Source organism: Oceaniferula marina (assembly GCF_013391475.1).
GTDB lineage: Bacteria > Verrucomicrobiota > Verrucomicrobiia > Verrucomicrobiales > Akkermansiaceae > Oceaniferula > Oceaniferula marina.
Map to the genome: position 1 here is coordinate 357,741 of NZ_JACBAZ010000001.1, position 23,259 is coordinate 380,999.

A 23,259-nucleotide genomic window follows, 5' to 3' on the forward strand; every position below is an offset into this window, starting at 1 on the left:
CCATGAGAGTTCCGGATGAATGACTCCTTTGGCTGTGTTTCTCCTTAGTCATGGTGCCCGCACCATTCCTTCGTCGCGCCTTGCCAAAGAACTCATTCCTCTCGGCTATCGTCCCGTCTGTTTTCTACTTGGTATAAGCAGTCAGCCGTCGAAGCTGAAGAAAAGAGCGATTCCCACTCGAAATAACGCACGCTCCGATGAGCCTCCCTCTATAGGAGCGAAACTCTGGGGACAGCAGTGGAGGTTTTCGCTTGCAGGGCGGGGGAGTTTAGCTATTTTTCGCCGCGCGCACGGCAGGTCGCCGACCTCACGTGATCTTCCAGCGCTAAGAAATATACGTAATCACCATGGCTACCAAAGAACACACCCATTCGTTCCAAGCAGAAGTTCGTCAACTGCTCGATATCGTCATTCACTCGATCTACACGGATAAGGAAATCTTTGTTCGTGAACTTGTCTCCAATGCGTCAGACGCCCTTGAAAAAATGCGCCTGAAGCAACTCACGGAGAAAGACGTTTTCGAATCCGAGCGAGAGTTGCAGATTGAAATCACCACCGATGAAGAAGCCAAAACCCTGACCATCACGGATAGTGGTATCGGCATGAATCACGAGGAACTGGTCGAAAACCTGGGAACCATCGCACACTCAGGAACCAAGGCGTTTCTTGAAAAAATGAAAGAGCAGGGGGACTCCAACGCCGATGTGATCGGTCAGTTCGGAGTTGGTTTTTACTCAGCATTCATGGCCGCCGATAAGGTTGATGTTATTTCCCGCTCATGGGAAAAAGACAGTGAAGGGCATGTTTGGAGCAGTGACGGTGCCAGCGGATATGATATTGAGTCAACGGATGAAGCCTCCCGGGGGTGCCGTATTGTGATTCATCTCAAGGAGGGCATGGAAGAATTTGCCACCGAGGCGAGAATCAAAGGCATTCTCGAAAAATACTCCAATTTTGTATCATTCCCTATTCAACTCAACGGCGAGCACATCAACAAGGTGGAAGCTCTCTGGATGAAGAGTAAAAAGGAAATCACCGAAGAGCAATACAATGAGTTTTACAAGTTCACAGCGCATGCCTTTGATGATCCTCGCTACATCATGCACTTCAGTGCGGACGCACCGCTATCCATCAATGCGCTCCTGTTCACACCCAATGAAAATACCGAGCAGTTTGGGATGGGGCAAATGGAGCCTGGTGTGGCACTTTACTGCCGCAAGGTCCTAATCGATGCCAAACCGGACAAGTTACTCCCTGAGTGGCTTCGCTTCTTGCGCGGTGTAATCGACAGCGAAGATCTGCCGCTCAGCATTTCCCGCGAATCCATGCAGGACAGTGCCTTGGTGCAAAAACTCAACGGCTTGATCACCAAGCGTTATTTGAAGTTCCTTGAGCGCGAGGCGAAAAACGAGCCCGAGAAATACGCCGAGTTTTATCAGAAATTCGGTCGATTCCTCAAAGAAGGCATCGCGACCAGCTTTGAACACCAAGAACAACTGGCAGGCCTGCTTCGTTTTGAAAGCTCGATGACGGATGCCGGTAAAACCAGCAGTTTTGCTGAATACGTTGACCGGGCCAAGGAAGAGCAGGAAAACATTTACTTCCTTACAGGCTTGTCCCGTGAGGCAATCGAGAGCGGTCCTTATCTTGAAGCGTTCAAGGCTCGTGGGCTCGAGGTCTGTTACTTTACCGAACCTGTGGATCAATACGTGATGGATGCCTTGCCCGAGTTTAAAGGGAAGAAGCTCGTTTCCGCTGACCGTGGCGAAATTGAACTCGATGACATCGCAACCGAGGGCACCGAGTTGGGCAAAAAAGAAAGCGAGAAGCTCATCAAATTCCTCGAAGAAGAACTCTCGGAGCGCATTGCCAAGGTGGAGTCCTCCGGCCGATTGGTTGATAGTCCCGTCGCCGCATTAACGCCCAAAGATGCTCCGAATGCCCAGATGCGCGCCATTATGGCATCCATGGGGCAGGAAGTCCCAATGACCAAAACGTCCTTGGAAATCAACCCGCGCCATGAGGTTATTCACGGATTGGCTCGATTGGTGGATACAGATAAGGAAACCGCCCAGTTGGTCGCTCAGCAACTTACAGACAATGCCTTGTTGGCTGCAGGATTGCTAGAAAATCCACATCAGATGACCTCTCGGATCAACCAACTGCTAGAAAAGGTCGTTCATTAATACCTCATCGTTGGGCCGAGGTTTTTTAAATCCCCGCGAACCCTCGGAATAAGCCCCGTTACTTCAGCGTCCGCATTTCTTAAATGGAATGCGGACGCTCTTGTTTACGCACAGACTACGGTATCAGTCAGTTTGACACGGGAGTAGGGGCCTTGTATTCTCAGGACTATGCCCTTCATTCATACTGTTTCCGAATCGGAAGCTTCTGGACCCGTAAAGCAGGTCTACGAGACATCCATTGCATCCTTTGGCCGGATCGCCAATATTGTGCGTCTTCTCAGCCCGGATTCTGCGGTGATCCAGAGTTCGATGTCGCTCTACGCGAGCCTAATGAAGCGAGAGAATGCACTCAGTGCAGAGCGGCGCGAAATGCTTGCCACCATCGTTAGTCATGCCAATGACTGTTACTATGGAACACTTTTACACGCTGAGGATTTCCGCCAGGTGTCCGAATACACTGAAGCTGCAGAAATCGCCGAGCAGCTCATTTACGATTATCGGCAGGCAATGATCAGTGATGCAGACCGGGCTCTTTGCGACTACGCGATCAAGCTCACCCTGAAACCTGGTGACATGTCCGCATTCGATGTCGAGCATTTGCGACAACATGGGTTTAGCGATGATGCGATCAATATAGCGGCTCAGGTGGTTTCGTATTTTAATTACCTCAACCGAATTGCAGATGGTCTCGGTGTCGAGCCCGAACCGGAAATGGCTCCATCCGAAGAAACCTGGCGTGCTCTCAAAACCAACGAATATGGACTCTAGGGATTCCTGAACGTCTCAAACACCATAGAAGCTCTCCCCATGACTTATTTATAACTTCGCACAATGTATGTAATGCGTGGAGCATTAAAAAATGTGTTGACTGTATCACAATAAGGGGCTTAGTCTACATCCGAATTTACGGCGTAAGCAGTTAATTCAATTTAAGACTACAAAGTCCCCGTCCCCAGGTGGTGCTGAGCGGGGCGTNATGGGCTTCTTTACTTGAATATATGACTTGGCATTCTGCGCGGGTTAAGTTACGGCGGAGGCAGCCAAGGGAGCATTTTTATGACCCCGAAACAGCGACTCTAAAGCTGAAAACCGAATAGGTGTATTTCGTTAGAGGGGTGGTGTAACTCATTGAAACTCAATGGTCAACACACTGTATGTAATGCGTGGAGCATTAAAAAATGTGTTGACTGTATCACAATAAGGGGCTTAGTCTACATCCGAATTTACGGCGTAAGCAGTTAATTCAATTTAAGACTACAAAGTCCCCGTCCCCAGGTGGTGCTGAGCGGGGCGTTCTTTTGCCTGTGATTCCCTTTGATCCAGATTATTTTGCATTCTTGTGGTTCCTGGGCTCTGGGTTCCTCCTTTTTATTTCTGCAGTTGATAAAATTGCAAATAAGCAATTCAAGGCTTTTAAAGGTTTTAAGTTTTGGGCGGCTCCTGTTTTTATTGCGCTTATTTTGTCTGTCTCCGTTGGTATATTTCTTGGTCTTATTCAAGATTTAGCTGTTTAATCTGCGCATATTTTCTGCGCAAATTCCGCATATTTTGCTAAATTGCGGTGAATTATGTTAATCTCATTCGTTTTTTGTTGACGAATTATGGATTTTTGTGGTTTTGATCGTCTAACGCTTTACCGAGCGTTTCAGACTCACCATCTGATTTCGAAGTCTTAAATTATTAACTCAATGCAATTACTATTGCCCTTTATGGCCGTAATGTTTGATCTATCGATATTTGATTTGATAGATGATTCTGACCTGGCAGCAACACAACCGCGTTTTTCGTGCGCGGTTCGGGCAAATGATTTGCAAATGCCCTTGCCGTTGTCGTGGTAGCTTATTCTGTTAAATCCAGATCACAAAATTCATCCGAGTCATCTGCTGATGGTGTCGAGGTGAAATACGCTGCATACCCTAACTGGTTCACGTCTTACGGTGTTTACTTAAAGCAAAAATTGCTTATGGCCGAGGGTTTCCCCATGCCCTCGGGCTGGATGATGGTCACATTAACCGTTAATCCAGATTGGTTTGAAGATGAGTGCGACGCTTACAAATATTTAAAGCCCAAAGTCACTCGTTATATGAAACAAGTAGCTGAAAAGCTCTATGAATGGGGATATTTTGAAGAGGCTCGCCACTGTGTCAACTGGTGGAAATTTGAGTTTCAAGCTAACGGCTGGCCACATTGGCACGTTTTCACAAACCTGACTAAGCGTGTTTCTGAAGAACAATTAAAAGAATTGTGTGGCATGTGGAAATGGGGTCGCGTCGAATATAAGCATTGTGATCAGCATGGACACTACGCTTTTAAATATGCTTTCAAGGCTCCGCTGAAAAAATACAACAGCGACAACCTAAAAAACGCAGTTCCTGAATGGTTTCTTAATTATTATGAAATCAAAGACGGAAAACCTGAAGCATTCGATCGCGTGCGTTTTTTTCAGCGGAGCCGTAATTTCTTAGCCAATTTTTCTGATTGGTTAGTTTCTCAAGGGAAAGAGCCGCATGATTACAAAGTCATGCAGCCGCGCAAAAAAGACAAGCCTAAGTCTTGTCACTTCCCCCGCCCTGTCTGGATGGTGCTTGATGAGAAAATGAAGAAAGTCCAGGTCATTGCTCGGAATGAGCATGGCGATTATCTCAAATCTAAAACAATTCATTTAAATGATGCGTTTCATACTTTTGAGCATTTCTTAACGCAAGGGACACTAAATGGTGACGTGGTTAGCATTAAGCCAAACCATTACTTTTTAGAAAAGATTCCCGCGGGATTTGCTCAACTCTCCGACAAACATAAACTAAAACAGATATGTCAAAACAACAAAATGACGATGACAAGGGCCAAGCAGCTTCGGCAGCTGGCGTTCCGCAAATTGGCGCAGATTTCGGCCTACGCTTCAAAGGAATAATTACAGCGGTAGCACCTCCGAAAGATTGGACCGAGTTTGGAAACTCCTCCAATGTTCTCGGAATGCAGACCGCTTTGCAGGTTTCAGATGGTATCAATGGTTATACCTATTCTTTGAAAACCGAAAAAGGTCAACAGCATCCAGAGCTTGCAATGTTTCAACACATTGAAATCAAAAATGCTGGTTTGACTACCGAAAAAGGAATGCGCCGCCTTACTGGTGAATATGTTCCTGGTTAATTTTCATAAACTCTAATTTTTTACGCTGTTATATGAATATTATCATGGTTGAGGAAATCCGGATCGGGATGCTTGGGCGCGTCAGCGCCCAAGCGCCCGAAACGGTTTTCCTTTCCTTGTTTAATACTAAATGTAACTCGTCAAGGTTTCGCGGGGTGGCCGTTCACACCATCGCAAAGGTGGCTTGTCGATAACTCGGCAGGTCACCCAATCACTTTCAAATAAAGATGACTCCTGAGGCAGTAACATATGTGAACATGGATTATGTTCTTCTGGTCATGTGGAAACTTATGGCTCTTTGGGCTGTATTTCGCGCTCCGTCGATTCTCACGGCCTTTGCTAAGGCGTCATCATAAACAATCTAGGCTAACTCCCCTCGCCTTTCTCTGCATCAATGAACAGAAGTATTAAGGACTTGCTGCAATGCTACAGAGATAAAGAGGGGTTCAACAACAACGCAAAACAAAGTATGAAAAATACATTGAAAAAAGCTGGTGCCGTTCTCGGCGTGTCTGCCCTTACTGTTCTCCCTGCTGCTGCTCAAACTGATGCTGGCACTTTGATTACAGCTGAACTCACCAAGGTCTCTACGGCTGCCCCTGCTGTCATCACTGCTGGTTTGGTCATCTTTGGTTTGATCTTCGGAGTTCGCAAGCTCAAGAGCATCGGCCGCGCTGCAAGCTAATTGCTGCGCATAATCAAGGGGGGCGGACGGGCTCCCCTTTTTTCGTTATGACCCAGACAGAATATTACACCGAATCTTTAGAGCGTTTTAACTCAATCCAAGAATGCGCACATTTACAAATTGCTATCTTGCTTGCATTGCTTTTCTGCTTTGCCTTGGATCGGCTTCTACCTCGTTAGCGGTTGAGGGTTTCCAAATTAACCAATCAACTTCGATAGCGGCAAGAGGTCCAGTCACTTGGACTTTGGACAATACAGGCAGCACTAAAAAGCTTGCCATTTGGGTTAAGCATTCAAACGGAGCTTATTACAACCAAGGATATGCTTTGCCTGGTGAAACTGCATCTGGCTCTATAGCTTTGAGCTTTGGCGGTTCCGTTGATTCTCCTGCGCCTACTGGGTCTATCGTTGGTGTTTCTGCATATGTGGAAATTGTTATTTCCACAAATACCGCTATCAAGCCTCCTTATGCTCAGCTTGGTTCTTATGCTCTGCCAACGGTCCAGACTTTGACTTATACATATGATCCAGCAATACAAAGCCAAGTTCGGTTTGTTGATCTCGGTTCTTTTGGTGATTTTTCAGCAAGTTATTTGAATGATTCAGATTTCGAGGGTTCTTTTACTCCTGTCGAAATTGATCCAGAACCAGAGGAACCAGATGCGGAATTTTTCGCTTTAGGTCTTGAGGATTCATTAGACCAGGCTGATCCAGCCGACACGATCCAAATGCTTATCGAGGCCGCAGGGGTCGAAGGCTCTGGAATTACTAAAGAGGCATTGATTGGCGAGGTTCAAGCATTAGGTGCAAATCCTGCTATTGCTCTTGAGGGGGTTGAATTAGCCAACGGTGATAAAATTACTTTTTCAGTCGATGGTGCGACTATTGAGGGCACTATTGTTCAAGGTGCTGACGGTTCTTTACTTTGGACAGAATCAGGCACTCAAATTGTTGATACGTCCACACATACGGAGCTTGTGCGTAATGCAGACGGCTCTTACAGCGTCAAACAGGTTTCAAACGTTACAACTTCTAAAACGAATGATAATGGGTCAACTACGGTTTCCACTAGCAAGATAAACAAGGAAACAGGCAAAACAGAAACAAAGGGAACAGGGACAGCGCAGGAGGGCGAAGGGCGCACCGGTATGAGTTCAGCGGAAGAAATAGCAGGAGCTAAAGCGGAAGCAGAAGCGGGCGCCGCAGAAGGCCAAGCAGAAGGCCAAGCGGCTTTTGATGAAGTCTCACAAGAGGCTAGTGATTCTATGGCCGAAGCTTCTGAAAAGCTTCAAGGCGCAACTGATGGCCTCAAGGGTAAAATGTCTTCTTATCGTCCATTTGACGGCGTGGCCTTTGGCCAGCAGAATTCATATTCTGTTTCATTTCCCCTGGGGGATTATTCTGCACCTATCACGTTGCCTCTAGATCATCCGTCAGTGTCTCTTATTCGTGCTGTTGAGTTGTTTATTGTCAGCCTTTTCGGGGTTCGTTTCTTCTTCAAGATTTTGATTGTATAATATGAATGCTCTAGGAATTTTCACTGCTTGGATTTTTGGCAACAAAACCATTAAAAACAGCGTTTTTAATAAGCTCGGCATTACTGCTATTTTTGCCGCTATTACTGGATTTATTACTTGGATTACCGATTTGGTTGTCTCTGGCATGGATCAAATAACCATCTGGATTCAACAACTAACCGAAGCTAATTGGCCTTCTCTCGATGTGTCTGGTTTGTCTGAGGTTGGAGGCATCGCCAACACTATTTTTCCGATTACTGAAACGATTACAATTTTTGGTTCCCTTTATGCTTTGTGGGGCATCGTTCTTTTGATTCGCTGGGTTAAATCTTTCGTGCCAACCATTGCTAACTAATGATCCAGATTCTTACAGGTAAGATCGGAGCGGGCAAAACTTTGCATGCTGTTGAGTTCATTTATGAGGCTTTGATTGAGGGGCGAACTATTGCAACCAATATCGAGCTTGTTTATGACAAGCTTGCTTATCTGGCTCTAAAGGAAAAAGGCGTTTTGATTCGTGAGGATCAAATAATTCATCTTGATTTGAATGCCGATCCGAATTGGCATCAGTCAATCCCCTGGGGAATTGTCGGCAAAACGGTTTTAGTCGTTCTCGATGAAATCCATTTGTTTTTTAATAGTCGGGACTATGCAAAGACAGACAAGAATCATAGGTCAATGCTTTCTTTCCTTAGCCAATCCCGAAAGGCTTGTGTGGATGTTCTTTTTGTTGCCCAAGTAGCTTCACAAGTTGAGAAGCAATTTCGGAACCAGGCTAAAAATGAAATTTACATAAATGACTTTGGCAATTTTCACCTTCCTTTGGTTGGCCGTGTTCCTTTGCGTCAAAATATTCTTACAACTAAGGATTTAGACACTGGAATGAAAATGCGCGTTCAGAAGCGTGATTACCCTAAGAAATTTTTTGGAGCATATAATACATATGCCTTTTTGGATGACGATATGCAGTTGGCATCATCTAAGAGTGAACGGTTGGAACCTTACAAGCTACACAAGCCGAAAGGATCCGAAAAAAGACAACTGTTACAAAAATTGAACGGAAATGAGATTTTGGATAATACTAATGGTAGTGCTAGGCGGCACCACTTTTGGCCTTTGGAAATTGCTTGGAAATTTTGGAGGCTCCGACGAGCCGAAAGAAAAGAGACCAACGGAGCAAACGACACATCAGCCGACAAAGAAACAAACCAAGCAGACAACGGCTTACAGTCATACGGATAAGCAACCTTTGCTTGAGCTTCCTGTTGCTCGTAATTCTGTAAGGTTCAAACATCGGCCTGTGCCTGACTTGGAGCAGCTCCGCTTGTTAACTCATGCGCCAGTTGCCAAGGAAAAAGACGCGCCAGAGCGGCGGCCTGTCGTAGCTATTCCGGATCAGTCCACTAATACGGTTTTACTTTATGGCGATATGATCGAAGTCCAGCGGTTAGCGGAGGCTTTAAAATCAATGGATCAGGTCATTTCCACTTGTCATATGAAAACTTGGGTTGTTTGGGTTCGTGGAGATAAAAGGACAAGCTTTGATCTGGTTGCCAATATTGTTGCTGATTCTGACGATGTATTATTGGCTTCTCTTGGTGGTGGCATTTTCACTTCATTTTTACAGGTCGACAAATTGCAAATTGCTCTCGAACTGGCTTGCCAGAGTGGACAGATGGAAATTGTGGATCAGCCTTATTTGCAATTAGTCCAGGCTCAAGAGTCATTGATAACCACGGGGGAAGAAATTGCGATTCCTTCAACCACTTCAAATCAAGGTGTAACAGAAACAAGCGTTGAGTTTAAGACTGTTGGCTTGTCTTTGGCTGTTACTCCTTGGTTTCTTGACCAACAGCGCGTGAGGCTTGCTGTAATGCAGGAAAATGGAGTTGTAGGCAACTACCGCAAGATTGACGGCGTGGAGATTCCAGAAGTATTCAAGCAGACGCTGAAAACGTCCGTAGAGCTTCGCTTAGGTCAAACGATGGTTCTAGGCGGTGTCGAGACTGCCAAGCGTGAACAGGGCAAAGGATGGCTTTATAAAAAGGATCATAGACAGGTAGGTCATTTGTATGTGGTCGCATCTGTATTTGAAACAATTCCAAAGGCCCAAGTTGTCAGTGATTTACAGCCAGATTTTCCCCTTGTGCCGGGCACTCCTAGCAAATCGGGGCAAGAATTCTTCGACGGTAACGCTTGCTTGCCGTCTTGGAATTGTCCGAAAAAGCAAGTTATTCCAATTAACCCTAAATCCCAAAAATGAATAAACTGCTTCTTTCTTCCTTTTCCTTTTTCTTAGGTTGTGCCGTTTGCTGGGTGTTTAAGCCTTTGTATCGCATCGAGGTCAAGTGCTCTGGCTGCGGTGCCTGGTCTAAGAAAGAATTTGAGAGGGAGAAATTTTTAGCAGAACACAACCGAAGAAAATGAAAAAGCAATATTCAACTTATACTGTCGTTGGTCATTTTTCAGATGACTCTAGAGATGAAATCAAAGTCATGGCAATTTGCCGACTTCATGCAGCCGTTCAAGGTCGTGCCCTTTTGCAGTTGTTGAATGAGTCTGGCCTGACTCTTGTTTTCACTGAAGTACGTTAAAATTTAACATACAAAAAAAGCGGAAGTTAAATTGCTAACTTCCGCTTTTTTTTACTAAACCTTTTCTAGTCTTGTTCTATTGTCTCCCCAATCTGGGTAATAGATTTTTCCTCCGTCTTCGTCTGAACTGAAAAACGTTAATGCTAAGTCTAGTTCTTTAGTCCAAAGGATTTCAAAACTTCCAATGGCATCCCATTTCATGCCATATCTTCGGCAACTCATTCTTTCGTGTCCTCCTATTTTTAATTTTGTATTTAATGGGTATGCAACGAGTTTTGAACCGTCTGCAGCTTTGAAAATGCTGCCTGCTCTAAATGTAACCCCTTTGTTTATATTCACTTTTCCTGGCATTTGTTGGTTGCGATTTCTAGAAACTCCTTGATTGAGTGTTCTAGGGTGTCGTTGGGGTGTAGCTCGATAGTTTTTGCTATCCACCCGACAAGGTGGTGTGTGTCGTTTTCGTTAAGTTCTCGGACTGTCTGGGCAATATCTGAGTTTTTCATGATATAATTGTTTTAGGTTTTGAGTGACGCAACCTAGGCCATTTATGGCCGTGGGTGGCGCGCGCAAAACCGTAACGACTACGATAATAGAGGGTGCGAAGGTTCTGGCCTGTCCAGATAGGCCAGCGTTTTCCTTGAAAACGTGCAGGTGGTAAAATTCGGGAGTTTTCGCCGCTGACTACGAAAAACAAACAGGTTCGCCAGCTTCATCCCTCCGAAGCGAAAAGTCCCGAATTTTAATCTGGATGGGACAGGTTCTCGCTGTCGCCGTTCAATGCCTATTGTGTGTAGGTCTTCGCTTGCGTGGATCTAGGAAGAAGGTTGTTTTTCAGGCAATGCCAATTCTAAGGCGAACGTAAAGCACACCGGCCGCGATGTGCCAGTTGCATCAATTTATAACTTTCAATCCTGTAAACCAGTCAAAAAACCTGGCCAGTCAGCTACTAGCGGTCGGGTGCTGCGACTTGTTCGACCACATTTTTGCTAGACAGATATGCGCCCCGTTAACCACCACTCGTAGAAAACCTCCAAAGAAGGGGCGACCCAAGATCTACTATCGTCTTCGTGATTCCACACAAAAATATCATCTCGGCTCTTACCGTTTCGAAGTGTAGGGAATGCAAATTGATCACCGTTGCCAGCGTCACCAAAGAAAATCAAATGGTCAAATGGCATATATAAATCTTCAAAATCATCTGATCTTCGAAAACCAAGATTATCCTCTTTGATTCGCTCAATGTCCCACATAAGTCCTAATCCATATTCCCCTATTATGCCATTAGTCTCAGATAGCAATGATCTCAGAGCTTCAGGACAGTGAATATCCAAATCACGTTCGAGTTGATCTATCTTTTCATCAGAAACAGGCTCCGAGAATATAAGATCGGAGCTTAATGTTTGAAGGTGTTTTATTAGCATATTTTTTTGTCGAACGTAAAGTTCACCCGTGGCGATGAAACCGCGGATAAACGGTTAATGTTTCAATTTTAATTAATGGTCACAAAACCTGACACAGTAGCTACTAGCCATCGGGTGCAACGACTTGTTATGCCCATTATTTTTCAGGGGTTAACCGTCATTATTCCTCCAAATTTTTCCCTCAATCTCAATTTTCACTTCCTTGGCTTTGGGTTTATATAACTTCACTGTTCCAATTATTGAATGCATTATTATGGTATCAAAACTAGGACCTCCGCTGAAATAGGGCTTAGCACCTTTAGAAAACATAACTGTTACAATGTTCTCGGAAACCCTAACTCCTCTATAATAGTATATAAGATCTTTGTATTTTTTTCGCCCGCCTATAAAATTCTGTTCAGCACCTTTATCTGCCGCTTGATCTGCAAGAGTGAACAATGCAGGTAAAATTGCTTCAAGAGTTTTAAATTCACCCGGTATTGTCGTTTCAACCGGACGAAAAGCGTTAGTAAGAACAACTTTGCTGTCTGCTGAAACAATTGCAGTTAATATTGCCGAGCTTAAAAGTAATATCATTAGTAGTTTCATATTTTTTTGCATAACGTAAAGTTCACCGGCGGCGATGGAAGCCTAGATGAACGGTTAATATTTTCAATCGTGTAGAACAGCTGCGAAATCTGGCTTCGTAGCTACTAGCCGTCGGGTGCAACGTCTTGTTCTGCCTTTTTGTTTTTGAGTGATTTCACCTCTTCTCGAATCTCAACATGTTCCGAATTATAAAAGGTAGTTACCAGAGTATCCTCGTCAGACATACTCACTTGCATCACATCTTGATGGGAAATCATATCTTCAATATCATCGCTAACAGGAACCCTCATCAATAGATACGATTTATCTTCTTCCATTATCGTGGCAAAAGAAAAACCGATTCGTGGTTGATCTATTGTGAAAACAATCTCCTCAGGATCACCCTTCCGAAAGGGGGTTATGTAAACCACTACGCTTTCATCAGGTCTTATCTCATATCGCCCAATCAAGTTCGCAGGTTCGTGATTCGTCGAATAATGCGCTACCCAACCGCCATGAAACCGAATGTAATCAGTTCCATCACATGCACACTGAATCAGCTTACCTGCCGAATATACACCTTCAACTTTACCCGGTAGGCTCAAGCCACCAACTACCGCTACTAATACTATCACTATAACCAAAGCGGTTTTTATGACGAATACACGACGCTTAGATTTCATTTTTTGCAGAACGTAAAGCACACCGGCAGCGATCAGGCGCCGACATACGAATTAAAGATACAATGTCGTAAAAAGGTTTGCCGTCGCAAACTCGACAGCTACTAGCTGTCGGGTGCTGCGACTTGTTCGACGATTTTTTTATGCGGATGCTTTAAAGCAATCTTCGCCAGCGCCTCAGAATACTTATACATAGCTAAAGGGTCCTGAGCATCTATGTGATACTCGCCTTGAGCAGGAGACCCATCCATCGGGGTCTTGTAATAGAAAATGTAGTATAATTCCCCTTCATACTTGGAGCCTTCTTTAAATCCTCCATCACCTACACGGTGAAATGATATTTTGTCACCAACGTTCTTCGTCCCTTTAACCACGCCAACAATAGTTGCCTTGATATCTAATTTAGACTTCCAGTTATTCCATTTACCATTCTTAGCGTCATAAATCGATATCAAGTAACATTCAGATGTCTGAACATGGAGAGTCTCATGAAAGGCTTTATGCCACTCATTAGTCACATTGTCTCCATCAATTTTGCCGCCAGAGCAAATCGAGGAAGTTACAACCAATAGACAGAAGCTAAAGATTCTCATTTTTTGTCGAACGTAAAGCACACCGGCCACGATGAACCAGATGCGCAAGTTTATAACTTTCAATCGTGTAAACCAGCCCAAAAACCTGGCCAGTTAGCTGCTAGTGGTCGGGTGCTGCGACTTGTTCGCTTTGTTGTTTTTAATCGTCTAATGCGCACTCTTCAATCGACACTAGAAAATCGTTAAATGTACGAAGAAGCCCCTCATAAAATGAATCTGCATAGTACAGAACATTAGAACAATGAATCATACAATACTGGTATACTCCCGGGTCAGCCCCAACATAAAGATTATGGGTTCCAGCACTTTCATCATCTCCCACCATTAGTAGATCCCAAAGTTTCACTCCATTCAAATCCATAGATTCATCAGTAAATCTCTCAGGGTTAGAATTATCAGAGCCTCTCGAAATCCATAAAGATCTATGCTCTTCTATATCAGCCCATCTATCTCCCGCGAAATAACTTCCTGAGACATGGTAAATCGGAACAGAACAATCATCTATGAGGTCTTTTGGTGCCTTAATACGTAGATCGCCGCTGGGAGATCCCCCCCACCCTATGCATCGATAAAACTCCTTAAACTGCGCAGGAAGCTGTATCTGCAGCGCAGATTCAATGCTAGCAACTTCGTCTTCAGTCGCAGGGGTGAATGGATTCCAGAAATCATTTTCTATTTCCCTTCCTTTTGCGCGAACCTGATCAAGTGTTATAGCGTCTTTCATTATTTAGCGAACGTAAAGTTCACCGGCCGCGATGAAAGCGTCGATAAACAGTTAAAGTTTCAATTTTGTAGAACTGCCGAAAAACTTGGCCCGGCAGCTACTAGCGGTCGGGTGCAACGTCTTGTTCGACACGTCTTTTGAATTGCTTAGCTAAGAGAATCCAGTTATTATACGAGTTTATATACTGGTTACCACAAAAATCAGTCACCCCCTTGGATTTCGACCAGCTAGTCTCAGGGTTATACCCACAAGCCCTCATATGGTTAAGAAATTCCTTAGGCAACGGGACATCATGCACCTCCACATAATGATGCAATCCTTCAGGCCAAATCCAAAAACCATCATATATATCTGCTGATCCCATAAGCGTGGTATCTATTCCACAATCAAATCGACATTCTGAGTGTCCCCAGCACCCGAACAATGTCCTACCTGATCTCAAATATTGGATAACTCGTATTTTTTCATCGTGGTTCCAATCAAATGGGACCAATTGCCTAGGGTCAGGTAGTTCTGGCTCATCTTTCGAATACCAGAAACCTACTTTTTGTAATGGAATATCAACATCTTTGTCACAAACACGTCCTCCAACACAACGCCTGCATACTCCCCCGCATAGATCAGCAGTGGACTTCATAAACTCTACTCCACAATTTGGGCATATAACCATTGGTTCACTCATAATTTTTTGTCGAACAGTATTAGATTGTTGGGGTTTAGGTTCCGAATTGTCTTAATCCGATCATTATTTGAGAGAATACTCAAGCTTAAAGCTTATGCGCTTGTATACATGTAGTAAACATAACTTAATAAGTTGAATGTTATACTCTTCGGGATATGCAAATTTCAGGTCAACTTACTACTGATATATTCAATATCATGTTATCTTTAGTATGTTGACCTAGTCTTTTTCCTCTTCGAGTTTTACAGCCTTGTTCTTCATGACACACACCTCCCCCTATCGCATAGCCTGAGCATATATTTGTTTCAAGTCTCTTGACTGTTTGGAGCTGTTGGGGAATTTTGCGTTCGTATGAGTAAGACTAGTGACAACCACGAAGCAGCGGCCTTTGACTTGTTCAACAGGCAGCAAGGTGGAGTCGTCCCCCCTACCCTCGCCGCGCACTACCTTAAAATTTCGATTCAGGGCGTTTATAATGCAGGATCGAGGGGGAGGCTTGATTTTGTCAAGTGGCGCGGCACCAGGTATTATGGATGGGCTTCTTTACTTGAATATATGACTTGGCATTCTGCGCGGGTTAAGTTACGGCGGAGGCAGCCAAGGGAGCATTTTTATGACCCCGAAACAGCGACTCTAAAGCTGAAAACCGAATAGGTGTATTTCGTTAGAGGGGTGGTGTAACTCATTGAAACTCAATGGTCAACACACTGTATGTAATGCGTGGTTGTTTGTTTGTGCGGTTTGGCTTGCACTGCCTCTGTCATCCCTGCTGTCCCTTGAACAACAATCCACTTTCACGCCTGTCATCCATTTGGGGGTTCTACAACATTCATGTCCGTTCCATGAATCTCTCATTATTGGGTTATAGGAATCGCCATCTGTAGCCATGTATGACTTTGTATGGCGCTTTTGATCGGCCTTGATCCGCTTGCCCGTTGTCGCATTGCGTAAGATCCGGAATAAACCTTAACGGTTGACCCTCACAAGGTTTAGGATGTAGATTGTTTCAGGCCGTTATGTTTCGTAGATGTTCAGCAGTGTTTTTACTGATGGTGATGACTTTGTTCATTACCCTGCAGCACCCTGTCTTGGGTTATTGCTACTGTCTGAACACCTACTTCACCGGATCCTGCACCTGTCAGGCGGTCAAGCAAGTGACACGGGCAGCTGCAAATGATGCCGATTCAGCCATGGAACAAGCCCCAGCGTCCGGCTGTTTGAGCTGTTGCTCGGGTTCTGAAAACAAATCCAGTCTGACAACATCGGATCCGGAAGCTGTGGTCACATCCCAATCCGCCGCACCTCTAGAACCCTGTGACGATTGTGTCGAATCTTTGGTTGTCGACGTTGGTTACTACATTTGGAATGCATCCGGAAAGGTTCCCGCAGAGCACCAAATCCAACCAGAAGGCCCCAATCCCTTTCATTTCATCACCCTTTCGTTCCAACAACGGCCGCAGTTTGTGCCGCATGGTCTACGGGCTATACCTCCTCCCGAAAGACCTCTCATTGCATCTAGCGTGCCTCTTTTTATAGATCAATGCGTCTTCAGGCTTTGATCCCCGTGCTGCTTGAACCAGCTAGGACCACCGTACCATGCTTCGATGCGCTCTAGCGCATCCGTGCGGCATGCTCCCTGTAGGTATGGCGTATTGCATTCGTTCCGTATGGCTTTCCAATGTCGGAACCAATGCGAAATAAGGCCCCATAATCTGAGGATTACGAACATGGCCATGGTCAATGCTAGGATGTGGTTCGGTTTTCTACCAACTGCCAGCATTCACAGCTTAATCGCAGTCATTGAAGGGATCGGATACAATCGATTCATGGCTCGTATCAAGCTCTCAGGGTAAAGCTTTTCTCATCAGGCTTGTTCATCTTAAATGTTAGGTAAACTCCCCCATTCTCTCCAAACGTCCCATTCTCCCCCTTTCACACTTTTCTCGGCTGACTTTGTTCAGCTCCATATTCAATCGCCATGTCTCTCAAACAACTTTCCCATTTATCTCAGACTCCGCAGGAGCGTCACCGCTCGTATGCCTGGTTGCTACCTGCGGGACTCATGCTCGGCTTCGTACTGATCTTCGCTCTTATTTTCGGTCAACGGCTGATGCCAGCAACTGAAGTCCAGGTAGCTCCGGTGATCACTCTGCGCTTTAGCTCCGAAACCTCTGATGGCACCTCTGATGGCACCTCTGATGGCACCTCTGAGGTTCCAGAAGCGAAGCATTCTGAAGAAGCAAACAAAGTGACCGTTCGTGGAGACCTGATCTTCCAGGCGTCTGGATGGGTCGAACCCGATCCTTACATCACTTATGTTCCAGCTCTTGTCAACGGAGTGGTCGACACGGTTCATGTCCTGGAAGGCCAGCGAGTCAAAAAAGGTGACTTATTAGCCACGCTCGTTGATGATGACGCACGATTTCACCTGCAGCAAGCGGCACAAAAAATAACAAGTCTCGAAGCCCAGATTGAAGCTCACTGTGTGGGTGCTGAGATTGCGCAGGCTGAAATCGATGCCGCACTCAAAAAAATCGAAGCATTCAAGGCTCTCCAAGCTGATGCCGAGGACAATTTAACCCGGCTGGAAAAACTACCTTTTGAAGCCATCCCCGAACAGCAAGTAGTCCAGGCCCGGTTGGCAGCCATTCGTCAGAAAGCGCTTGTGGCAGAAGCCCAGGCTGTCATCCCTCAACTGAAAGCGAAAATTCGGCAAATCGGCCTGGAACGCAAAGCTATGGAATCTCGACTCGAAGAACTCAAGGTTGAGCGAGATCAGTCCCAATTGGCCTTGGATCGAACCCGGATCCAAAGTCCGATGGACGGTGTGGTTCTTCGCCTGTTTGTTGCTCCCGGTAAAAAGCGAATGCTGAACATGGATGATGCGGACTCGGCCGTGATCGTGTCCCTCTTCGACCCGGTGAAGCTGCAGGCCCGTATTGACGTTCCCTTGAACGAAGCTGCAGCGTTGGATCTTGGGCAGTCCGTTGAGCTCAGTTCGGACCTCTTACCGGATGTTGTTTTTAAAGGAAAAGTTACAAGAATCAATGGGCAGGCCGACATCCAACGAAACACCCTTCAGGCCAAAGTGGAGATAGAGAATCCCGATCAACGCCTTAGACCTGAAATGCTGGTCCGAGCCAAGTTTTTCGCATTCAGATCTAATCACAGCGGCTCAACATCAGTCGAATCCGCTTCCTCATCACGTCTGGCACTCTACGTACCCGAATTAGCCATTTACGATTCCAACCAAGTATGGGTTGTGTCTCAAGAACAATCAGCAGAACCAAGAACTCTCCGCCTAGGAACCGATAAAAAAGATGGATATTTGCGCGTCTTGGACGGACTCAAATCGGGAGAATGGGTCATTCTTCCTCCCTTTGATCAATTAGAGTCGGGTGACCGACTCCAGACGGAAAAAGTCTCCCTCTGAGATTTAACAAACTATTACTACACGCCATTTAAATTACCACGATGATGCCTTCTTTTATTTCCATTCAGCACCTTACCAAATCCTACTCCAAGGGCAAAAATACAGTGACTCCGCTTCAGAATCTCTCACTCGAGGTTCCTCAGGGCGAGTTCCTGGCGCTCATGGGGCCATCAGGATCAGGAAAAACCACACTACTCAACATGATTGCCGGTATCGACTCTCCGAGTTCGGGAGAACTCATTGTCGATGATCGAGACATCTCAAAACTTTCCAGAGCTGAAATCACACGATGGCGGGCAAGCCATGTGGGGTATATTTTTCAGCTCTATCATTTGGTTCCGATTCTATCCGCCTATGAGAATGTCGAACTGCCGTTGCTCCTTACGAAAATGAGCCGAAGCCAGCGCAAGGAGCGTATTTTAGCCGCTCTCGACCTCGTCGGACTGAGTGACCGTGCGAACCATCGTCCATCTGAGCTATCTGGTGGTCAGGAGCAGCGTGTAGCCATCGCCAGGGCGATTGTGCACGATCCAGGGTTGTTAGTTGCCGATGAGCCCACCGGTGATCTGGACCGTGAGTCTGCCGATTCAATCCTCCAGCTTCTCAATACTCTGGCTGATGAGCATGATAAAACCATTGTGATGGTGACCCATGACCCCAAGGCTGCCGCCGCAGCGCACCGGACGCTTCATTTGGAAAAAGGGCAATTGATCGAGCAAGGGGCAGTCTCATCTTCAACCCAAAATGCAGCATCATGAAATTGATCTCTCTGGCATTTAAAAACCTGAGTAGGCATCGACTCCGTTCGTTGCTTACCATCCTAGGGGTCGCTGCGGGTATGTTTCTGTATGCCTCGGTAGAAACCATGCAAGGTTCTCTGGCCAAAGCAACGCAAGTGAGTGCAGACGATACCACCCTGATTGTTTACCGGGAAAACCGTTTTTGCCCTGCCACTTCCCGCCTCCCCGAGCACTACATGAACACCATCCAGGGGCTCGATGGTGTTCGCGAAGTCATCCCTATCCAGATCGCGGTGAATAACTGCGGAGCTTCACTGGATGTGATTACGTTCCGAGGAGTTCCACCAGAAGAGCTTCGACGTTACAATCCTGACATCAAAGTGATTGCCGGATCCTACGATGATTTTCTCGAACGCTCTGATGCCGCATTGATTGGGCAGCATTTCGCCCAACGACGAAACCTGAAACCTGGTGACAAATTTGAAGCCGTGGGGGTGACGGTGCAAATTGCCGGCGTGATTCGTTCAAACTCAGCACAAGACAACAATGTAGCCTATGTGCACCTCCCCTTTTTACAACAAGCCTCGAAGGTGGGATTGGGGATTGTTACCCAATTCAATGTCAAAGTGGATTCAGCAAAGCATTTGGATTCGGTCGCCGGCGCCATTGATGAAACATTCAAATCCGATCAACAACCGACACACACCCGACCTGAAAAATCGTTTTTTGCCGACACGGCCAAGCAGATGATCGAAATGATCGGCTTTACCCGCTGGCTTGGTCTGGGGGCTGTTTGTGCGGTTTTAGGGCTCGTGGCCAATGCCGTGTTACTGATTGTCCGAGGTCGGGTCAAAGAGACGGCCATTCTGCAAACCATTGGTTTTTCCCGTAAGGCGATTGCTGGCATCGTTCTGTTTGAGGGCGTTTTACTTGGTTTGGCGGGTGGACTCTTCGGGGTGGCCGGGGCTTTTGTGTTCTTCGATCTCCAAGCGTTCACGGTCGGCAATGAAGGGTTGACCCTCGCTCTTTCTCCAACATTGTCCGTTTTTGTTAAGGGCTTGTTGGTTTCTTTGCTTCTCGGCCTTCTGGCATCGCTTTACCCGGCGTGGAAAGCCACCTCCCGGCCACTCATTCACTCTCTTCAATCCAGTTAATCAAACCTCTTATGTTACCGTTTACTTATGCCGTCAGAAACCTGTTCAGGGATCCCGGACGAATGCTCCAGACCATTGGAGGTTCCGCTCTGGTTGTTCTGTTGCTGGTTGCCGCAGTGGCCTTGAATCAAGGCATGAACAACGTGCTGTCTGCATCCGGCGCTGAAAATAACATCATTCTCGTAGGGAAAGGTTCGGAAGAATCCATGGAAAGATCCGAGGTCCACTTGGAAAGTGAAACCATTTCAGCGACATCGATCCGGGGGCTCGACACCCAACTGGGTGTCGCAGCCGTGTCTGGTGAAATTTTCTATCAAGCTCCGCTGGTCACGGATAGTGGGGTCGAAAGCCAAGCCTTGTTGCGGGGAGTGTTCGAAAAAGCCTTACTCGTCCATCAATCAGTTCGCGTGATCGACGGGCGTTTCCCCGGCCCGGGAGAAGTCATGGTCGGACGCCTCAGCCACCGAAAACTTGGCGTTCAGACCGATGATCTTAAATTGGGGAAATCCGTTCGCTTTGAGCAGGAAAAGCTACGCATTGTCGGTATATTCGAGGCTCCCGGCACCGTCCTCGAATCGGAGATCTGGTTTGACCGCAACGATTTGGCCAATCTAACCCAAAGAGACACCTTGTCGTCGATCACGCTCAAACTCGACGACGCCGAATTCGACGATGTTCATGTGTTTACCTTACAGCGCAACGATCTCGAGCTTGCGGCTATCCGTGAGTCCGATTACTATGCGAAGCTAAGCAAGTTCTATCAACCCATCAAAGTGATGACCTGGGTAACGGCGGCCCTTGTTTCGGCTGGTGCGATTTTTGGAGGCCTGAACACTCTCTATGCAGCCTTTGCTTCGAGAATCCGTGAAATGGCAACTCTGCAGTCGATTGGTTACACCCGCAAAGCCTTGCTTCTCTCCTTGATTCAGGAATCATTGCTTGCAACCATGACAGGAACTTTAAGCGCCTTTCTTCTTGCCTACTTCTTACTGGACGGCTTGACGGTTCCCTTTTCAACCGGGACATTCTCTATCACCTTGAGCCCCTTGGTCATCGGGGTTGGGCTTATCGCCGGAATCTTGCTCGGAACCCTTGGCCCCCTGCCTCCGGCCATTCGCTGTCTGGCTCCACCCTTGCCCAAAGCACTTCGATCTTCTTAAGAAACAAAAATACAAACAATTACAACTTATATTTACGCTTTTAATATCAACGAAATCAATAGAACCAAACCATGAAAACAAGCATCCTTATCCTAACATCCGCCCTCTCGATTTTCATTTTCTCATCCTGCAATGAAAAACAAAGCGAATCCGTCAAAAATGCAGGTGAACCCTCAAAAGCGCTCCAGGCCATCGTCTTAAAAGAAGCCCCAGCCGATGCTCTGAGTATTGCCGAAGCGCGCAAAGACCCCACTCCGGGAAAATCAGTTGTGTTGCGGGGCAAGGTCATGGGAAATCTGTCTCCGATTGTTTCCGGTAGGGCCATGGTTTTGATTGGAGATCCTGACAAGCTGACTTCCTGTGATTTGAAAAATTGCAGTGATTGCCAGACTCCTTGGGATGTCTGCTGTGACGATCTGGACGATCGGAAAAACTACACTGTCACAGTGCAGGTTCTCGATACCGATGGAAAACTGCTCAAGGAAGGCCTGCGTGGGGTGCAGGGGCTCAAGGAGTTGAGCGAAATTGTGGTTGAAGGTGAGATCAGTGAAGGATCGAACACTGACAATTTCCTTGTGAATGCCACCGGTATTTACGTGCAGCCCTAGCGTGAACATCAGGAAAATTACCCAGGAACCACATCCTTTCAAAGCTCGCTCTTGACCCGGGAAAGCGAAGCAAGTAACACCCGCTATGGACAACGCCACCGCCCTCTTCATCGTGCTCGCATTGATTGCACTCTGGAATCTGGACTTCATCGCATCCCTACTGAATCTAAAAGCATTGAAACCTGAGCTTCCGGCCGAGTTTCAGGGAGTCTATGACGACGAAAAATACGCCCAATCGCAAGAATACACGCGTGTTTCTGAAAAATTTGGAATCATTACGTCCATCTACTCTCTCTCCGTGCTTTTGGCCTTTTGGTTTGCCGGTGGTTTTGGCTGGCTCGACCAATGGCTGCGTTCCTATCAATGGGGAGAAATACCGACAGGGATAGGGTTTATTGGAGCTCTCATGATCGGTAACACGCTGCTGAACCTCCCCTTTCAGATCTACGACACCTTTGTGATTGAAGAGAAATTCGGATTCAACAAAACCACCCCCAAGACTTTTGTTGTGGACCAAATCAAAGGGCTATTTGTATCGGCTCTTATTGGGGTGCCTTTACTGGCCTTGGTCTTATGGATCTTTGCTGCTGTGCCGAACGCATGGCTCTGGGCGTGGCTGGCATTCACCACTTTCCAGCTACTGATGATGTATCTGGCCCCGTCCCTGATTCTCCCCTTGTTCAATAAATTCGAACCGATGCCCGAGGGCGAACTCAAAACCCGCATCCAGGAGATGGCCAAGCAGTGTGACTTTCCCTTAACCGAAATTCACGTCATGGACGGCTCCAAGCGATCGACCAAATCCAATGCTTTTTTTACAGGTTTCGGAAAGCGTAAAAAAATAGCCCTGTTTGACACCTTGATCGATAAACATGACACCGACGAATTGCTCGGAGTGCTGGCACACGAGATCGGACATTTCAAAAAGAAACACATCATCCAGCGCATGGTTTTCTCGATTGTACAAACGGCCGTTGTCTTTTTCTTGCTAGGCTTGGTTACAGACCCCGACAGCCCCTTCGCCCAAGAACTATTCAAAGCCTTTGGTGTCGAATCCGTCTCCACCTATGCCGGCCTCGTCTTTTTCATGCTCTTGTTCTCTCCTGTCAGCAAGTTGCTGGGTGTGATCGGCAATATCTCAAGCCGCAAGCATGAGTTTGAGGCCGATGCTTATGCCGCCGAAATTCAAGGGACTCCCGAGCATCTGGTCAGAGCATTAAAAAAATTAGCCGCAAATAACCTGTCGAATCTCACTCCCCACCCGCTGCCGGTTTTTCTCGACTACTCCCACCCTCCGATGCTTGTGAGGCTCAAAGCACTGAAAGCCTTCAAACTTAAAACGGAGGCGTGAGCACCCGTTGAGAGG

23 protein-coding genes are annotated in these 23,259 nt (G+C 46.4%); 17 read left to right on the forward strand and 6 right to left on the reverse strand.

All coding sequences use genetic code 11. From position 1 onward, the window contains the following. Positions 1 to 347: 347 nt before the first annotated feature. From htpG to HW115_RS01420, 11 genes are all read left to right on the forward strand, one after another. Complete coding sequence (htpG, locus tag HW115_RS01370; RefSeq protein WP_178930784.1) at positions 348 to 2,186, forward strand: molecular chaperone HtpG; 1,839 nt, start codon at positions 348 to 350, stop codon at positions 2,184 to 2,186. Between the two features lie 168 nt (positions 2,187 to 2,354). Next, on the forward strand, positions 2,355 to 2,954 hold the full coding sequence (locus tag HW115_RS01375) for a peroxidase-related enzyme (protein ID WP_178930785.1): 600 nt from the start codon (positions 2,355 to 2,357) through the stop codon (positions 2,952 to 2,954). A 536-nt stretch (positions 2,955 to 3,490) separates the two neighbouring features. Next, positions 3,491 to 3,700 (forward strand): hypothetical protein, encoded by a 210-nt coding sequence (locus HW115_RS01380; protein ID WP_178930786.1) that lies wholly within the window; start codon positions 3,491 to 3,493, stop codon positions 3,698 to 3,700. A gap of 383 nt (positions 3,701 to 4,083) precedes the next feature. Continuing rightward, the gene (locus HW115_RS01385) at positions 4,084 to 5,097 is read left to right on the forward strand and encodes a rolling circle replication-associated protein (RefSeq protein ID WP_178930787.1); all 1,014 of its coding nucleotides are present in this window, start codon (positions 4,084 to 4,086) and stop codon (positions 5,095 to 5,097) included. Between the two features lie 62 nt (positions 5,098 to 5,159). Continuing rightward, on the forward strand, positions 5,160 to 5,336 hold the full coding sequence (locus tag HW115_RS01390; RefSeq protein WP_178930788.1) for a hypothetical protein: 177 nt from the start codon (positions 5,160 to 5,162) through the stop codon (positions 5,334 to 5,336). 469 nt (positions 5,337 to 5,805) lie between these two features. Further along, positions 5,806 to 6,021, forward strand: a complete 216-nt coding sequence (locus HW115_RS01395; protein WP_227021211.1) for a hypothetical protein — start codon at positions 5,806 to 5,808, stop codon at positions 6,019 to 6,021. A 103-nt stretch (positions 6,022 to 6,124) separates the two neighbouring features. Next, positions 6,125 to 7,537: a hypothetical protein gene (locus HW115_RS01400; protein ID WP_178930790.1), complete on the forward strand. Its 1,413-nt coding sequence runs from the start codon at positions 6,125 to 6,127 to the stop codon at positions 7,535 to 7,537. A gap of 1 nt (position 7,538) precedes the next feature. Further along, positions 7,539 to 7,892 (forward strand): hypothetical protein, encoded by a 354-nt coding sequence (locus HW115_RS01405; RefSeq protein ID WP_178930791.1) that lies wholly within the window; start codon positions 7,539 to 7,541, stop codon positions 7,890 to 7,892. Continuing rightward, the gene (locus HW115_RS01410; RefSeq protein WP_178930792.1) at positions 7,892 to 8,779 is read left to right on the forward strand and encodes a zonular occludens toxin domain-containing protein; all 888 of its coding nucleotides are present in this window, start codon (positions 7,892 to 7,894) and stop codon (positions 8,777 to 8,779) included. Before HW115_RS01405 ends, HW115_RS01410 begins: the two co-directional genes overlap by 1 nt. Before the next feature lie 67 nt (positions 8,780 to 8,846). Beyond that, positions 8,847 to 9,800, forward strand: a complete 954-nt coding sequence (locus tag HW115_RS01415; protein WP_227021212.1) for a type II and III secretion system protein — start codon at positions 8,847 to 8,849, stop codon at positions 9,798 to 9,800. Between the two features lie 160 nt (positions 9,801 to 9,960). Next, positions 9,961 to 10,131 carry a hypothetical protein gene (locus tag HW115_RS01420; protein ID WP_178930794.1) on the forward strand — a complete coding sequence of 57 codons (171 nt, stop codon included), beginning with the start codon at positions 9,961 to 9,963 and terminating at the stop codon, positions 10,129 to 10,131. A 54-nt stretch (positions 10,132 to 10,185) separates the two neighbouring features. Here HW115_RS01420 and HW115_RS01425 read toward each other — a convergent pair whose 3' ends face one another. The 6 genes from HW115_RS01425 to HW115_RS01450 all read right to left on the reverse strand — a co-directional run bounded on the left by HW115_RS01425 (position 10,186) and on the right by HW115_RS01450 (position 14,116). Continuing rightward, on the reverse strand, positions 10,186 to 10,482 hold the full coding sequence (locus HW115_RS01425) for a hypothetical protein (RefSeq protein ID WP_227021213.1): 297 nt from the start codon (positions 10,480 to 10,482) through the stop codon (positions 10,186 to 10,188). 635 nt (positions 10,483 to 11,117) lie between these two features. Beyond that, positions 11,118 to 11,552: an SMI1/KNR4 family protein gene (locus HW115_RS01430; RefSeq protein ID WP_178930796.1), complete on the reverse strand. Its 435-nt coding sequence runs from the start codon at positions 11,550 to 11,552 to the stop codon at positions 11,118 to 11,120. A gap of 150 nt (positions 11,553 to 11,702) precedes the next feature. Next, positions 11,703 to 12,140 carry a hypothetical protein gene (locus tag HW115_RS01435; protein ID WP_178930797.1) on the reverse strand — a complete coding sequence of 146 codons (438 nt, stop codon included), beginning with the start codon at positions 12,138 to 12,140 and terminating at the stop codon, positions 11,703 to 11,705. 104 nt (positions 12,141 to 12,244) lie between these two features. Continuing rightward, positions 12,245 to 12,802, reverse strand: coding sequence for a hypothetical protein (locus HW115_RS01440; RefSeq protein ID WP_178930798.1), 558 nt, complete (start codon positions 12,800 to 12,802; stop codon positions 12,245 to 12,247). A gap of 101 nt (positions 12,803 to 12,903) precedes the next feature. Beyond that, positions 12,904 to 13,440, reverse strand: coding sequence for a hypothetical protein (locus HW115_RS01445; protein WP_178930799.1), 537 nt, complete (start codon positions 13,438 to 13,440; stop codon positions 12,904 to 12,906). Positions 13,441 to 13,531: 91 nt separating this feature from the next. Then, positions 13,532 to 14,116, reverse strand: a complete 585-nt coding sequence (locus HW115_RS01450) for an SMI1/KNR4 family protein (RefSeq protein WP_178930800.1) — start codon at positions 14,114 to 14,116, stop codon at positions 13,532 to 13,534. A gap of 2,660 nt (positions 14,117 to 16,776) precedes the next feature. Here HW115_RS01450 and HW115_RS01455 point away from each other — a divergent pair. The 6 genes from HW115_RS01455 to HW115_RS01480 all read left to right on the forward strand — a co-directional run bounded on the left by HW115_RS01455 (position 16,777) and on the right by HW115_RS01480 (position 23,244). Next, complete coding sequence (locus HW115_RS01455; protein ID WP_178930801.1) at positions 16,777 to 18,231, forward strand: efflux RND transporter periplasmic adaptor subunit; 1,455 nt, start codon at positions 16,777 to 16,779, stop codon at positions 18,229 to 18,231. Between the two features lie 44 nt (positions 18,232 to 18,275). After that, positions 18,276 to 18,989 carry an ATP-binding cassette domain-containing protein gene (locus HW115_RS01460; protein ID WP_178931422.1) on the forward strand — a complete coding sequence of 238 codons (714 nt, stop codon included), beginning with the start codon at positions 18,276 to 18,278 and terminating at the stop codon, positions 18,987 to 18,989. Further along, complete coding sequence (locus HW115_RS01465) at positions 18,986 to 20,125, forward strand: ABC transporter permease (RefSeq protein ID WP_178930802.1); 1,140 nt, start codon at positions 18,986 to 18,988, stop codon at positions 20,123 to 20,125. Before HW115_RS01460 ends, HW115_RS01465 begins: the two co-directional genes overlap by 4 nt. Before the next feature lie 62 nt (positions 20,126 to 20,187). Then, positions 20,188 to 21,285: an ABC transporter permease gene (locus tag HW115_RS01470; RefSeq protein ID WP_227021215.1), complete on the forward strand. Its 1,098-nt coding sequence runs from the start codon at positions 20,188 to 20,190 to the stop codon at positions 21,283 to 21,285. Between the two features lie 71 nt (positions 21,286 to 21,356). After that, a complete protein-coding gene (locus HW115_RS01475; protein ID WP_178930804.1) occupies positions 21,357 to 21,893 on the forward strand; it encodes a hypothetical protein in 537 nt (178 codons plus the stop codon). Positions 21,894 to 21,978: 85 nt separating this feature from the next. Then, positions 21,979 to 23,244: a M48 family metallopeptidase gene (locus HW115_RS01480; RefSeq protein ID WP_178930805.1), complete on the forward strand. Its 1,266-nt coding sequence runs from the start codon at positions 21,979 to 21,981 to the stop codon at positions 23,242 to 23,244. Positions 23,245 to 23,259 lie beyond the last annotated feature (15 nt).